The sequence below is a fragment of the Rothia nasimurium genome, assembly GCF_928381415.1.
In the GTDB taxonomy this organism is placed as follows: domain Bacteria; phylum Actinomycetota; class Actinomycetes; order Actinomycetales; family Micrococcaceae; genus Rothia; species Rothia nasimurium_H.
The window spans coordinates 81,652-94,875 of record NZ_CAKMSF010000007.1 but is presented as its reverse complement, the minus strand read 5'-3'; the positions used below and the strand labels follow the sequence as shown (position 1 = coordinate 94,875).

The window sequence follows — 13,224 nt, the reverse complement described above, 5'->3', positions numbered from 1 at the left end:
CGTCTCACGTGCTAGGAAAATCGCTAACCGATGGTTTCCTGTGATACTTCGCTGTCTGACAGGGGCTTGTGCTCTTCGTGGCCGGCCTCAACGAGGTGGCTGGTGCCTTCGGAGCGGAAACCCTGCTTGAAGTCAACGATGGCAGTCTTGAGAGCTGCTGCGGTTTCGTCTTCGAGCTTGCCTGATGCTGCGATGTCCTGCAGTACTGAGGTGGAGCGGCGCAGGTGGTCGAGGAACTCTGATTCAAAACGCAGAACGTCTGAAACTTCGAGGTCATCGAGGTAGCCGTTGGTGCCTGCCCAGATTGAAACAACCTGGTCCTCAACTGCGTAGGGGGTGTACTGGGGCTGACGCAGCAGCTCGGTGAGGCGAGCACCGCGGGTCAGCTGGGCCTTTGAAGCGTCGTCCAGGTCGGAAGCGAACATTGCGAAGGCTTCCATGGCGCGGTACTGTGCAAGGTCGAGCTTGAGGGTACCGGAGACCTTCTTCATCGCCTTGGTCTGTGCCGCACCACCAACGCGGGAGACGGAGATACCTACGTCGACCGCGGGACGCTGGTTAGCGTTGAAGAGGTCTGACTGCAGGAAGATCTGGCCGTCGGTGATGGAGATGACGTTGGTGGGGATGAAGGCTGAAACGTCGTTTGCCTTGGTTTCAATGATCGGGAAGCCGGTCATTGAACCTGCACCCAGCTCGTCAGAGAGCTTTGCACAGCGCTCGAGCAGGCGGGAGTGGAGGTAGAAGACGTCGCCGGGGTATGCTTCGCGGCCCGGAGGACGACGAAGCAACAGTGATACCGCACGGTAGGCTTCTGCCTGCTTTGAGAGGTCATCGAAGATGATGAGGACGTGCTTGCCGCCGTACATCCAGTGCTGGCCAATGGCGCTACCGGTGTAGGGAGCCAGGTACTTGAAGCCTGCTGCGTCAGATGCGGGGGAAGCCACGATGGTGGTGTATTCCAGAGCGCCCTGCTGCTTGAGGGTTTCGCGTACTGCTGCGATGGTTGATGCCTTCTGACCAATAGCAACGTAGACACAGCGAACCTGCTTGTTGGGGTCACCGGTTGCCCAGTTGTCCTTCTGGTTCAGGATGGTGTCAACCGCGATAGCGGTCTTACCGGTCTGGCGGTCACCAATAATCAGCTGACGCTGGCCACGGCCGATCGGAATCATGGCGTCGATTGCCTTGAGACCGGTCTGGAGGGGCTCGTGAACTGACTTACGCTGGGTAACGCCGGGAGCCTGAAGTTCGAGGGCGCGGCGGCCTTCTGCTTCAATGTCGCCCAGGTCGTCGATGGGGTTGCCCAGGGGGTCAACCACGCGGCCCAGGTAGGCGTCGCCTACGGGTACTGAGAGAACCTCGCCGGTACGGTGAACTTCTTGGCCTTCTTCAATGCCGGTGAAGTCACCGAGGATGATGACACCGATGTCACGAGTGTCGAGGTTCTGTGCCAGGCCAAGGGTGCCGTCTTCGAAGCGAAGCAGCTCGTTAGCCATTACTGAGGGAAGGCCCTCAACGCGTGCGATGCCGTCGGATGCTGATGCAACACGACCCACCTCTACGCGCTCTGCATTGCCGGGTTCGTAAGACGCTGCGAATTCGTTCAGCGCGTTACGGACATCATCGGCGTTGATGGTCAAATCGGCCATCTTATGTCCCTGCTCTCCTAATTTGTTGGTGTGCCTGCCGACTGGCGGCAGGCCCACCGAAACTTGTGTGACGTGCTCGGGCTGTGCCTTTAGGCTTGCCCGATGTCGTCTGTGTATCTTCTAAATCACCGTCGAGGTCTCGACTGTGTAAATCGCCTATGCGAAAGCGCGGCTGAGTTCTGACAGTCGGGTAGACAGTGAGCCATCGATGACTTCGTCCCCTACCTGCACGCGCAGACCGCCCAGAAGTGCGGGGTCTACGGTGATGTCGAGCTTCAGCTCCTTGCCGTAGGTCTTGTTGAGTGACCCCTGCAGCTTTGCAATCTGCTCTGCAGTCAGCGCGGTTGCTGAGGTGACTCGTGCGATCCAACGGTTTTGACGCTTGACGATGATTTCTACGAACTCGTTAGCCAGACGGGCTGCGGTGGTTCCGCGGGCCGCAGTGGCAACTCGTTCTAGCAGAAGCTTGCCTTCAGCGGTGGCTACACGGCCACCGAGGCTGACAGCCAGCTTCTTGAGTGCTTCCTTGCTTGCCCTGGTATCGGCAAGAGCAGTCTGTGCTTCTGCTGAGGCATCAACGGTGTTGATGAAGGTCAGCAGTTCGTTGACGGTCTGCTCTAGTGCATCGATACCTCCGCGCTGTTCAGCAGAAAGCGCTACTGAGGTAACAGCGGTTGTTTCGAGGGCATCAGCCAGATCGCGTTCTTCACTCCAGCGGGCTTCTGCTGCTGCAGAAACAATAGCCAGAGCGGCGTCGGAAATCTTGCCGCCCAGAACGGAGCGGGCGATGCCTGCTCGCTGCGCTGCTTCGCGGGAAGGATCGGTTAGACCTCGCCGGAACCCACCGTTGCTGTCGATAGCGTCGACAACAGCGAAGAGCTCTTCTGCGAGGTGGGTCGGGTTATCGGTAGGCTGGGCCACCAGAACCTGTTCCACCTTGTTCAGTGATTCAGTCGATACTGCTGACATTAGCGGGCTGCACCTGCCTGCTGCTGCGCGTCAAGGTCAGCAAGAAAACGATCGACTACACGTGCGGATCGCTCATCATCGTTGAGGGATTCGCCCACAATCTTGCCAGCCAGTGAGGTTGCCAGAGCGCCAACTTCAGTACGAAGTGATGCTGCGGCAGCTGCACGTTCTGCCTCGATGGTCTTCTGGGCGTTTTCGGTGATGCGAGCGGCCTCAGCGTTTGCGCGCTCCTTAGCTTCTGCCACGATGGCGTCGCCTTCGGCGCGTGCTTCTTCGCGAATCTTCTGAGCTTCCAGACGAGCGCTTTCGAGCTGCTGGCCGTACTCTTCGCGTGCTGCCGCGGCCTCTGCCTGAGCCTTTTCAGCCTTGGCTAGACCACCCTCAATTGCTTCTTTACGGTCCTGGTAAATCTTTTCGAATGCCGGGACAACGTACTTGGTGACGATGAAGAGGAGGAGCAGGAACCCGATGGCGGTAATGGCGATTTCCCAGACATTGGGGATCAGAGGGTTCGCGCCCTCTGCTGCTGCCATTAAGTGAGACATAGGGGGTTTTCCTGTTCTATAGTTTGGTCAATCTTTTGGCGGGGCCAAAAATTACTTGATAAACGCAAGAACCAGGCCGAGAACTGCCAGTGCTTCAACCAGTGCGAAGCCCAGGAAGAGCATGGGCTGCAGGGTGCGCTGTGACTCGGGCTGACGGGCAACAGAGGTCATGTAGGCTGCGAAGATCAGACCTACGCCGATGCCACCGCCGATAGCTGACAGACCGTAACCAACTGCGGTAAGTGAACCGGTGAGTTCCATGATGTTTGTTTCCTTTCACAGTGCCCCTTGCGGTTTGTGTGTTATGTAAGGGGCAGAGTTTTGATGTGGACACTCCCCGCTAAAGCGGGTTGCTTTTCTCGTCCGCCGGTGTACCCAACGGAGAAAACCTATATTTTTAGTGGCCTTCTGAGACCGAGCCCTGCAGGTAGACCGCAAGGAGCAGGGTGAAGACGTAGGCCTGGATAACCTGAATCATGAGTTCCAGGAAGTAGAGGAAGAGACCCAGGGCGCCTGAACCGACCGATGCGATAGCGGCGATTCCGCCTGCTTCAACAATCAGGTACTGGGTAAGGGATGCTGCAACCATAATCGCCAGGTGGCCGCCGAACATGGTAGCGAAAAGACGCAGGGCGTGGGTTGCGGGGCGGATGAGCATGTTTGACATGAACTCAATCGGAATCAAGATGATGTAAACAGGCCAAGGAACGCCGGAGGGCATGGTCATGTCCTTGAAGAACTTCCCCAGGCCCTTGCGCTTGATACCAACACCAACCCAGGTCAGGTAGGCGATACCTGCCAGGGCGTAGGCAGAACCTACGTGAGACATGGTGGGCAACTGGACAACGGGAATTGAACCGTAGAGGTTGTTGACCAGGATGAAGAAGAAGGCGGTGAAGAGCAGGGGAACGAAAGGCTTGTAGTGGTGGGCGCCAATCAGTTCCTTGCCCAGGCTGTTACGGACCAGGCCGTACCCCATTTCGCCCACGAACTGGGTGCGTGAGGGAACCATGGCACGCTTGCGGGCAGCGAAAAGGAAGAAGCCAGCAACGATGACCACCGACAGGATGACCAGAAGCATCTGCTTGCTGAACTCAAAATCACCGATCGTGAAGATGGCAGGCAGGTGCATATCATCGATAGTGGGCGGAACGTAGCCCTGCTGCTCTCCCGCTGCGACAACTAGCCCGTTTGAAATCAAGGCAAGTCCTTTCATTGCTTCGTGTTGGCCGCTGGCTCCAGCAACCTCAGAGGTTTAAAGAATCAAAAGTATGTGTGTGCCAACCGGTTTCAGTTGGTCTTATTTACGCTGCTGCATGTGGATAAATACCAGGTAGATACCACCAAAGGCGCCAACGAATCCGCCTACCCAAGCAATCCAGGTTGTACCTAGTAAGTGGTCCAGACCATAGCCTACCAAACTCCAGATACCAATGCCTATCATGACGTACAGAAGTGTCATAAAGGCCCCGGCTGTTCCGCCACCGGCAACCAGGTCGCCGGCAGAGCGTAACTGCTTATCTTGCTTGTACCACTTATCGTCGGTGTTGCCCACGGGTGTATGCTCCTTTGCCTAGTTTCATCCTACCGAATCGAAATAGAGGATTCTCTGTTTCGAGATAATTTTCGTTTCAATGACAAGCTGGGCCACCAGTGCCAGGACGGCTCCAGTGAGAAGCCAGCCGTTACGAAAATCCTGCGGTATAGGGGCGAACACTAAGAGGCCGGTGAAAACCATAATCTTGAACGGATACATGGCCGCTAGAGCCGCTGCCGCCGCTTTCATCGACTTCTTCTCAGCCGGTATCACAACCATGATTCCGACCGCGAAACTGAGATAAACCAGGGCAAGCCCCGTAAGGAACCCACCCGCAGCCGGTTTACCTGCGATAAGTACACCAACTATCGTACCGACTAGGGCCAAGATAGCCAAAGCCAGCGAGACAGACCGGAAGATTTTTAACCAGGGCATCTCGTTGATGCCCAGCGGCTTAGGCCCCATTTTTCTGACGCACCTTCCCGAGCAAGGTCGGCAAAAAGATGTAAAGTGCCAAGATAAGCACAACTAACAGGGCAGACCAAACAGCGTTCTGGGTTTCAAAGGGCAGGGCCATCACTGTCACAGCGGTCACCACAAAAGTAGTAAGCGTCACAAGGGCCGCGCTACCCAGGTGGCTGAAACCGACGTCCGTCAACCGCTGATAGGCATGGGTGCGATGGGGTTTGTACCACTGTTCACCCCGCACGATTCGGCGCAGTAGTGTGGTCCCGGTATCTGCCAGGTAGACCAGCAGGGGGGCAAGAATATATTCCACGTAAACCCCCGAAAGGAAAGCACCTACCGCCATAGAAGCGATAGCTCCCCCCAGGAAGTAGGAACCGGCATCCCCCAGGAAAACGTTCTTACCGGTACGCACGTTCCAGGGCAGGAAGGCCAGGTAGGCCGCAGCCACAGCCGCTCCCCCGGCAAGTAGCCAGGGCATTTGATTGACCCAGCCCGCGTAGGAATAAGCCCCACCCACGGCAAAGCCGTGAAGACCCGAGATGCCGTTAATGCCGTCCATAAAGTTCACCACGTTGATGTAGGCGGCAATCGCGAAGACACCCAGGGGAATCCAGAAGATGGAGGTACCCAGCATCAGGGTCATTCCTAGGGTGACGATAGCGCCAATAAGTAGCTGGGCGCCAAAGCGAACCTTGATAGAGACCCCTCGGTAGTCCTCCAGCCAGCCCAGAGCACCCGATGCCACCATGCCAAAGAGCACGAAGAGGGCAATAGACCGATCAGTAAAAATCTGCCCGTCGATGAGGGCAACCAGGTAGGCCAGCACCGCTGCAAGTGCGGTTGCCAGCCCCATGCCTCGGAAGACCGGGGAGCTGTGCGAAGACCGTGCGGTGGGGATGTCGACCAGGTTCCAGCGATGCAGGAGCGGACGCACGGCGAAGGGTAAGAGCAGACCGGCGACCAGGCCGACAACGGTGGGCACCAGAAGCAGGGCCAGAAGTTCTGAGGTAGTCATTAGGCCTCCTGCCCCCGGTGCTCGGTGCGCTCGTACCCGCGGTGGCTGCGGTAGTTTTCAAGCCAGCGGGCGTAGTCAAGGTCAGCGGGATTAAGCCTGGGAGCTTGAGCCCTCATGATATTTTCGTTCTCTTCGCTGCGCTGGTGTACTTCGTCCTGGCCAAAAAGCACCTCGTCGCGCTTTTCGCCCGCACGCAGGCCAATAACCTCGATAGCCACGTCGAAGCGCTCATAGAGGCTGCGCATATGTTCGGCCACCTTGAGAATCTTGACCGGCTCGCCCATATCGAGCACCATTACCTCGCCGCTGCGTCCGATTGCCCCGGCCAGCATGACCAGCAGGCAGGCGTCCGGAATCAGCATGAAGTAGCGGGTGGCGTTCCGGTCGGTCACGGTCAGGGGGCCGCCGTCCAGGATCTGCTTGGTAAAGAGGGGCTTAATAGAACCGCGAGAGCCAAAAACATTGCCGAAGCGCACCGAGACATAGGTACGCCCGGTCTGCTCGCCGTACCAGCTCGTCAGCATTTCCGCGCTGCGCTTGGACTGCCCCAGGGCAGTGGTGGGGTCGGCAGCCTTATCGGTCGAGATATTCACAAAAACCTGAACATCAACCTGAGCTGAAGCCTTTAGTACGTTAGCGGTACCCAGAGTATTGGTTTTGTAGGCTTCCTTAGGGTAAGCCTCAAGGGCAGAGACATGCTTAAGGGCGGCAGCATGAAATACAACCTCAGGTTGACGTTCAGCAAAGACCGCCTCTAGGGCCTCAAAATCCCGCACGTCCGCCAAAATTACACTGGGATCATCCAGGCTTGATAGGCCGGTCAGAGAATACCGGGTATCCATAAGCAGGGACTCATCACGGTCGAGCATCATAAGCTCAGCCGGCTGATAGGCATTAATCTGGCGGCAGAGCTCAGAGCCAATCGACCCGCCTGCACCGGTCACAAGTACCCGTCGGCCCTGCACGTAGCTGCGAATCAGGTCATGGTCGATCTTGTAGTCAATTGTGCCGCGAATCTTCTCAAGAAGCTCCCGCTCATTGTTCTCTTCGCTGCGGCGACGGGCCTGGCCCATGTCGGGAACGGCAGAGTTGATACGTATGGTCTCTACACCCAGTTCTTTCATGCTCTGGGCGATGCGGACCAGACGTCGTTCAGGGATTTCCTCACCAATTGCAATGAGAACCTTAGTAGCCTGGTGGTGCTTCACGAGGGCTGCTAAGTCAGCGCTGGTTCCCTCAACCTTGACCGAGTGGATACGGGCATTGCGGACCGAGCGATCGTCATCGACAATCGCTACCGGCAGGTACTTGGCCTTGGGGTCGGTCATCAGGGTTGAAATCAGGTTGCGGCCTAGAAAACCTGCCCCGTAAACAATCACCCGCTGCACATCTTTACCGCTGGGGCGGTTGGTCTTTTCCTCATAGATTCGCTTGCTGTAGCGGAAGCCCATCATCAGCAAAACAGCGATGGGGAAGGCAATCAGCACCACCGAGCGGGGCACGCCAAAGGCTCGAGACGATACCATCAGCAGTATCTGCATAATGATGGTGTTAGCTAATATCAGGGGGTAGAGCTTGCTTCCCTCTTGCAGGGTGCCGTAGCTGTGGACTCCGCGGTAGAGACCCATCATCAGGCCACCACCGATTTGCAGGGCGACCATCACCAGGGCAACCATGGTGAGCCCGCCTGCATCGATCTGGCTCAGATCCATGCCGTAGCGCAAAACAAAGGCAGCGGGTAGGGCTATCAGCCAGGCTAGGGAGTCTAGCCCCATCTGCACGTACTTCCACCAGGTTTTCCGCTCGGTGCTCGAGGTCAGAATGGGAATAGAGGTGGTCTGCGGGGACGGTTCTTTAGACATTGCTGCCCTTCTCTTTCTTCCCCTGCGGGGTTCGGCCGGTCATGGCCCTAAAGGCCCGGGTGCGCAGTTCTTCTGGTGCTAGGCGGTAAACACCGCGTATGGCTAGGTTCTGGGCGAAGCGGACAGGGCTCAGCACTCCCCCGGTATAGAGCCTGCGCTGGACCTGGAGGTCCTTGCGCAGGGCATCCATCCCCCCGCGTCGTGTGTAGGCGGTGGCCACCCGGTAGCTTACCAGGGGCTGGCTCAGGTTGCCCAGGACGAACCCGGCTCGACTCATGCGGGCCCAGAGCCAGTAATCTTCGGCTCCCGGAACCTCAACGTAGCTGCCAACAGCCTCTACAGCGCTCTTGCGGAAGACCACAGTGGGGTGCAGCATGGGGTTGCGCTTCGGTAGCATCTCTCGGATAGCTCTCGCCCCGGTCACGGCCTTCCGTTCGGCCTCGGGGCGGGCGGGGTCGTCCGTAAATTCGTACATGGCGCTGCCCAGCACGTCAAAGTGGCCCTGAGCGACCAGAGGTATCTGTTGGGCAAAGCGTTCAGGAGCAGAAACATCGTCTGAGTCTGCTCGGGCAACTATATCGTACATACAGTATCCCAGCCCCTCGTGCAGGGCGGCAGCCAGGCCATGATTATCTTCAAGACGAACCACGGTTACCGGCAGGGAACTCTGCTCTTCAAAATCAGCGATAACCTGAGAAAGCTCAGCGCCCACGGGGCCGTCCTGCACCAGCACCAGCTGGTTGGGGCGCAGAGTTTGGCCCTCGGTATTCGAGGCTAGGGCCAGGCGCAGGTGCTCGGGCTGATCCCCGGCATAAACGCTCATCAAGACAGAGAACTTGGGGTCTCTCCCGTAGTTTGCTTTGATACGCTGGGCCAGCTGGGGGGTTTCAAGCTGGTATACGCCGTCCAGCACCTCGCTATTAGAGCGATAGCCGGCGGCGGCGTCCTGAAACCCCTTGAGGAAGTAGCCGGTGTAGGTCTTCTTCTCATCGGTGCGCAGCAGGGTGCTGACCCACAGGCGGGCCGTCGAACCGCCGTAGAGCAGCTTCTCCAGCGGAGTTAGGGTGCGACGGGCACAAAAAACCCAGAGCTTATTGCGTACATCGTTGTAGAAACGGGGGCCGGGTTTTGCATCTGTGGTGCCAAATGTCTTGGTGTGGTGACGGGCTACCGACCTCTCAGTAGCAATACCGTTGCTGTGGTGAATCAGGCGGGTGGTGTATTCGAAGTCGTCGTTCCAGATAAAGAAGTCCGCCAGGGGCAGGTCGGTGGCTCGCATGGCGGCAGCGTCCATCAGGATTGACACAAAGGACGCCGAGCGGATAGGGCGGGCACCCACAGCGGCTGCCCGCGCGGTACGGTCAGGGCCCGCGGCGAACATGGTACGCATGGTGTTCATGGGGTGGTCCTGGCCGTTGGTCCACACCACCTTAGAGGCCACGACGGCCGGGCGCTCTGCCCGCACCGGGGAATAGTCAGCCCAAGCCCGGTAGGCCTCAGAGAGGGTATTTTCGGTAGGTTCCGTGTCGTCATCCATGACCCAGACCAGGTCTGCCGCATGCCGATTCAGGGCCCGGTCAATGCCCACGGTGAAGCCGCCTGCGCCGCCCACGTTCTGCGGCAGGTGCACTATGTCGGTAGCCAGTGAACTCCGATAGCTGCCCAGGTACTCTTCGGTACCGTCGGTAGAAGCATTATTGACGATGATGACCGTATCGGGAGTCAGCTCCCCCGCCTCTATCCCGGCTAGGGTCTGTTCAAGCAGCTCACGGCGGTTATAGGTCACCACTACAGCAACAATGCGCTCCTGGGGGCGCACCTGGGGTGTCGGGGCAGATACCATGGGCAAACAGGTCCTTTCGTGGGGTGAGGCCACCTGCAAAGGCGTGCTTACCCCAATTTCAGGGCACAAAGCACGCAACTCTATCTAAGTTTAGCGAACTCACCTGTGGATTATCCCAGCGCAGGCGGCCAGAAGCCCAAACCTTAGCCCTTTGTGGCCTGCCCTACGTGTTTTTTGCTCCGGCCTATGTCACCCTAGGGGGTAGGGGCACAGACGGCCCACCGGTAACCACCGTACGGACGGAGTAAAGGCATGGCTCAGGCCACATGGAAAGTAATTGGGGCAAGCGGGTTTGTGGGTTCATCGATTGTAGCCCGGCTAGCTGCCGAAGGCGTCCAGGTCGATGCGGTTGAGGCTCCCCGCCTGCTCACGCGCACAGCCGAAGCCAACCAGCTCATTCGCGAAGCCCGGCAGCTAGACGGCATTATTGATACTCTCGCTGAATCTTTTGCCGGGTGCGAGGTTGTCATCAACGCTTCGGGCCTGGCTGCCCCTGACCAGGAAGACCTAGCTCCCCTGCTAGGCGCTAATGCCCTGTTGCCTGCGGTCATTGCAATTGCTGCCCAGCGCACCGGTGTCAGCAGGGTGATTCACCTCAGCTCGGCAGCTGTGCTTGGGCCTGTTCCTACGCTCACTCCGAGCGAAGAAACACAGCCTTTCTCTGCCTACTCTTTCTCAAAGGCCCTGGGCGAAGAGGTGCTTCTGGCTCTGCGGTCCTTTATCGAAGAAACAGCGGCTCAGGGGCAGGCTCCCGGATCTGAAGCATCAGAATTCCCGGCTGCTCCTTCTCACTCCCCCGTTGCTGTGGCAGGGGACCACGCGGTTGAAATCTGTATCGTTCGAGCCACCAGTGTGCAGGGCCGAGGCCGCCGCACCACCGAGGCTTTCGCAAAAATTGCGTCCTCCCCGCTGGCGTCCGTCGCCGGGCGCACCCCGCGGCGTACCCCGGTCTCCTCCAACTACGCCCTGGCAGAATTCGTCTACCGGGTAGCCAGTTTCGCCGGCCCTCTGCCCGCCATCGTAATGCAGCCCTGGGAAGGGGCAACCACCGAGTCCGTCCTTATTGACGCAGGACGCCGCCGCCCCCTACACCTACCGCTCCCCCTCTGCCGGGCCCTGGTCGCCACCGGTTACAGGGTCTCTGAGCTCCTGGGGGACCGTCTAACCGGGCCCGTCCGCCGGGTTGAGGTGATGTGGTTCGGCCAGGATATCGACGATTCATGGGCTCAAAAAAATGGCCTGGTACCCCAAGCACGGGTGAGCGAGGTGCTTCGCACCGCCCACAGCGCGCTAGGCACCAGGCAGGACCGCAAGTTTGAAAACTAGACGGTAGGAGTTTCGTTGCCCTCGCCATCCGCTTCGATTAGTGGCTCGGCGGGGGCTTCTTTCTGGGTGCCGAATACCAGCGAACGGGCATCAGCTACCGAGTAGGGCTTAGTATCGTCCTTCACCACGCGGGTCTCAGGCGAGTGAGCGCTTGCTGTGCGGCGTTGGTCGACTGCGGCGGTACCGCTAGCGCCGCCTACCAGACCCGCAGCGAGCGATCCGGCAGCGGGTGCAGCAGCCTGGCGCCCGGGAGTATCCTCCACCTCATCAGCAGCAGATTCGTCCATATGACGCGGTGAGAACTCGGTGTCTTCCACCGCCTCCGTTGCAGCGACTAGAGGAGCTTCTGGTGCCTCGCGGCGGGCCTTCTCCTGGGCCTCAAATTCGGCGCGAGTTAGCACACCGGGCACGACCTCGCGCAGGCGCTCTACTGAAATTGCACCCTCGCGCACCACGACCAGGCGGTCAGAGGTGCAGTCCACGATGGTCGAAGGAAGGGCGTCCTTGGCTTCAAAGCCCTCAGGGCGGTTTTCGGGGCGGGGGCCGCCGTCGAAAATCACCTCAACATCGTTGCCCAGCTGGGTCATGGCTTCCTGGGCGGTCGTAGCTGCCGGGCGCCCAGTCTTATTAGCTGAAGAAACAGCCAGAGGGCCCAGGTTTTTCAGAAGCTCAATAGCAACCGGGTCGTTAGGCACACGCAGGGCAACGGTGCCCTGGGTCTCGCCCAGGTCCCAGTTCAGGGAGGGCTGAGAATAGAAAATCAGGGTGAGAGCACCGGGCCAGAACTCGGTAGCCAGGGCGCGGGCGTCATCAGAAATTTCGTCGGCCAAACCCGGTAACACAGACTGGTCGTAAATGAGTACCGGCGGGGGCATCTGCCGGGTACGGCCCTTAGCGGCAAGCAGGTTCCCAACGCCCTCAACGGAGAAGGCATCGGTAGCGATACCGTATACGGTATCGGTAGGGATCACGATGGTCTTGGCTGCGCCGATTGCCGAGTTGGCGGTCGCGATGGCGTCGCCCAGGGTCGTGGGGTCGGTTGCACTAACAATGGTTGCTTTCACGCTCATTATTCTTTCACATTCTTAGGTGCCTGGTAGCGGTTTATAGCCTGCGGTGTGACGGGGTTTACCTGCAAAGTCGTCAATAGATTCGATACCTTCAAAGCCGGCGGCGGCAAGGGCCTGACGCATGAGTTCCCGCTGGGTTTCGGCGTGCTCCATAATCAGGTAGCCACCGGGAGCTAGGAGAGCGTAGGCCCGGGCTGCGATGGCGGTAGGTAACTCCATGCCGTCCTCTCCCCCGCCGTAGAGGGCCAGGGCCGGGTCGTGGTCGCGAACCTCTGGGTCTTTAGGAATTGCCCCGGCAGGGATATAGGGCGGGTTTGAAGCCACCAGGGTCACGGTTCCCTCGTACCCGGGCAGGGCCGTGCGGGCATCGCCCGCTACCAGTTCCACCCCGGCGGGGCCCAGGTTACGCTCAGCCCAGGCAGCCGCGTCGGTCGAGAGTTCAACGGCAAGGACGCGCGGGTTCGGCACCTGCTCATCGGCGGCTAGCTCGGTAGCGAGGGCAGCTGCAATGGCACCTGACCCGGTACACAGGTCAACCACCAGGGGCTGGGAGGGCAGGGCCTCAGCCATGCCCCGGTAAGCGGTGAGGGCATGCTCCACCAGTAGCTCGGTCTCGGGTCGGGGCACAAAAACCCCCGGCCCCACTGACAGGGTCAGGCCTCGGAAATGGGCCTGGCCGGTCAGGTGCTGAAGCGGTAGACGCTCACCGCGCAGGGTCACCAGACGGGCAAAGCCCTCAGGTACCGGATGCCCCAGCAGGGCCAGGGACTGAACACGCCCCCGCGATACCGGCTCACCGGCGTCCTTCTCCAGCAGGTAAGCGGCAAGAAGCTGCGCGTCCACCGCAGCCGAGTCGATACCGGCTGCGCCAAGATAGAGCGCAGCCCGGCGAAGGGCTGAATCAAGCTCTTCGCCGGGCTCCAGGCTAAAATCAGCCACG

General features: G+C 59.2%; 13 protein-coding genes. 1 reads left to right on the top strand and 12 read right to left on the bottom strand.

Features of this window, described 5'->3' with window-relative positions:
- Positions 1–23: 23 nt before the first annotated feature.
- From atpA to L7A20_RS09215, 10 genes are all read right to left on the bottom strand, one after another.
- On the bottom strand, positions 24–1,649 hold the full coding sequence (atpA, locus tag L7A20_RS09260) for a F0F1 ATP synthase subunit alpha (RefSeq protein ID WP_237223183.1): 1,626 nt from the start codon (positions 1,647–1,649) through the stop codon (positions 24–26).
- A gap of 156 nt (positions 1,650–1,805) precedes the next feature.
- Entirely contained in the window at positions 1,806–2,618 is an 813-nt protein-coding gene (locus tag L7A20_RS09255) for a F0F1 ATP synthase subunit delta (RefSeq protein ID WP_237199507.1), read from the bottom strand.
- Positions 2,618–3,163 carry a F0F1 ATP synthase subunit B gene (locus L7A20_RS09250; RefSeq protein WP_135011537.1) on the bottom strand — a complete coding sequence of 182 codons (546 nt, stop codon included), beginning with the start codon at positions 3,161–3,163 and terminating at the stop codon, positions 2,618–2,620. Before L7A20_RS09250 ends, L7A20_RS09255 begins: the two co-directional genes overlap by 1 nt.
- 51 nt (positions 3,164–3,214) lie before the next feature.
- Positions 3,215–3,424: an ATP synthase F0 subunit C gene (gene atpE / locus L7A20_RS09245; RefSeq protein ID WP_135011536.1), complete on the bottom strand. Its 210-nt coding sequence runs from the start codon at positions 3,422–3,424 to the stop codon at positions 3,215–3,217.
- A 136-nt stretch (positions 3,425–3,560) separates the two neighbouring features.
- Entirely contained in the window at positions 3,561–4,364 is an 804-nt protein-coding gene (gene atpB, locus L7A20_RS09240; RefSeq protein ID WP_237209107.1) for a F0F1 ATP synthase subunit A, read from the bottom strand.
- A gap of 99 nt (positions 4,365–4,463) precedes the next feature.
- A complete protein-coding gene (locus L7A20_RS09235; protein ID WP_185174458.1) occupies positions 4,464–4,718 on the bottom strand; it encodes a hypothetical protein in 255 nt (84 codons plus the stop codon).
- A gap of 24 nt (positions 4,719–4,742) precedes the next feature.
- Positions 4,743–5,165, bottom strand: coding sequence for a hypothetical protein (locus L7A20_RS09230; protein ID WP_185174457.1), 423 nt, complete (start codon positions 5,163–5,165; stop codon positions 4,743–4,745).
- Positions 5,155–6,183 (bottom strand): MraY family glycosyltransferase, encoded by a 1,029-nt coding sequence (locus L7A20_RS09225; protein ID WP_237223181.1) that lies wholly within the window; start codon positions 6,181–6,183, stop codon positions 5,155–5,157. Before L7A20_RS09225 ends, L7A20_RS09230 begins: the two co-directional genes overlap by 11 nt.
- On the bottom strand, positions 6,183–8,045 hold the full coding sequence (locus tag L7A20_RS09220; RefSeq protein ID WP_237223179.1) for a nucleoside-diphosphate sugar epimerase/dehydratase: 1,863 nt from the start codon (positions 8,043–8,045) through the stop codon (positions 6,183–6,185). Before L7A20_RS09220 ends, L7A20_RS09225 begins: the two co-directional genes overlap by 1 nt.
- Positions 8,038–9,888 (bottom strand): glycosyltransferase, encoded by a 1,851-nt coding sequence (locus L7A20_RS09215; RefSeq protein ID WP_237223348.1) that lies wholly within the window; start codon positions 9,886–9,888, stop codon positions 8,038–8,040. Before L7A20_RS09215 ends, L7A20_RS09220 begins: the two co-directional genes overlap by 8 nt.
- Before the next feature lie 252 nt (positions 9,889–10,140).
- Here L7A20_RS09215 and L7A20_RS09210 point away from each other — a divergent pair, with 252 nt between their 5' ends.
- Positions 10,141–11,214: an NAD-dependent epimerase/dehydratase family protein gene (locus L7A20_RS09210; RefSeq protein WP_237223177.1), complete on the top strand. Its 1,074-nt coding sequence runs from the start codon at positions 10,141–10,143 to the stop codon at positions 11,212–11,214.
- On the opposite strand, the gene L7A20_RS09205 is transcribed toward L7A20_RS09210, so the two are convergent.
- Positions 11,211–12,284 carry an L-threonylcarbamoyladenylate synthase gene (locus L7A20_RS09205; protein WP_237223175.1) on the bottom strand — a complete coding sequence of 358 codons (1,074 nt, stop codon included), beginning with the start codon at positions 12,282–12,284 and terminating at the stop codon, positions 11,211–11,213. The two genes, L7A20_RS09210 and L7A20_RS09205, sit on opposite strands and share 4 nt — an antisense overlap.
- Before the next feature lie 15 nt (positions 12,285–12,299).
- Positions 12,300–13,223: a peptide chain release factor N(5)-glutamine methyltransferase gene (gene prmC, locus L7A20_RS09200; protein WP_237223173.1), complete on the bottom strand. Its 924-nt coding sequence runs from the start codon at positions 13,221–13,223 to the stop codon at positions 12,300–12,302.
- Position 13,224 lies beyond the last annotated feature (1 nt).